Here is a 1,013-nt window from a genome sequence, read left to right as displayed (position 1 = left end):
GAAGACGTCTGCGATGATTTCAGTGCGGAAACTGGCTGCCGTCGGCAGCCAGTTTCCGCACTGAAATCATCGCAGACGTCTTCGTCCCGGAACGGGCGGAGGATGTACGCTTCTTCAGCCGCAAGCTGGTTCGCCCTGGCCGGCTTCGCCGCTTTTCCAACAAGGATCTTCGCGAAGGCCTGCTGTCTATCTTCTATCTCGTGGTGGCGGCGGCACTGCCGGTGCGGTGGTGGGCGCCGATCTGCGGCCGCGTATCGAGGTTTCGCCTCAAGCGCCATATGCGCAAGGAATTCCCGGCCTACGCTGCCGCCACGCTCGCGGTGCTGGGCGATGGTATCGATGCACGCAAGCTGTTCGAGGGATTGCTGGCAGCGCGCCACCGCCGCCGCTTGCAGCTCGCCGCACATCTGGTGGCCGGCCGCTGGTCGCCGACGATCCGGCTGGAGGGGTTGGCGGGGCTGCGGTCGGCCTTGCAGCGCGGCCACGGCGCCATCCTCTGGTGCGATCAGTTCACCGCCCAGACCATCATCGGCAAGCGCGCGCTGTACGAGGCCGGTATCGAAGCGCATCAGGTGAGCGTCAACACCCACGGTATTTCCGAATCGGCGTTCGGCTTGCGTTTCCTCAATCCGCCGCTGATCGATGTCGAGAACCGGTTCCTGAAAAGCCGGGTCGCCTTTGATCGTGACGACGCCTATCAGGTCACCATCCGCATCCAGAAGATCCTGAAGCAGAATGGCGTGGTGACGATGACCAACACCGTCCATGCCGGCACGACCTTCACCGAGGCAGCCATGGGCGAAAGCGGCTGGACGCATCTCGCCTCGGCACCGGCGAATTTCGCCGCCAGGGGCAGGACCGCCCTGTTTGCCATGTCGACCTTCGAAGTGGTTCCCTTCATCGAATACCGGGCCGTGCTCAGCCCCGAGCTGACGCCGGAGGCATCTGTCAGCCCGGCGAAGGACACCGCCAGGGATGGCGCCAAGAACATGGCTGTGCAGGCGCACTACATC

Annotated in this window: 1 protein-coding gene and 1 pseudogene; one reads left to right on the top strand and one right to left on the bottom strand. The window is 64.1% G+C overall.

The features are described 5' to 3' along the window. A partial coding sequence (locus EN925_RS41285) for a hypothetical protein (protein ID WP_245487440.1) occupies positions 1–278 on the bottom strand: 278 nt, incomplete at its 3' end. Between EN925_RS41285 and EN925_RS37245 the strand changes: the two are divergent. Next, positions 279–1,013 (top strand): annotated as a pseudogene (locus EN925_RS37245) (hypothetical protein); the annotation flags it as partial.

Origin of the sequence: Mesorhizobium sp. M7A.F.Ca.US.006.04.2.1 (genome assembly GCF_004022915.1) — a bacterium.
GTDB lineage: Bacteria > Pseudomonadota > Alphaproteobacteria > Rhizobiales > Rhizobiaceae > Mesorhizobium > Mesorhizobium ciceri.
The sequence above is the reverse complement of the archived record's forward strand: the minus strand, read 5'-3'. Positions and strand labels throughout refer to the sequence as shown.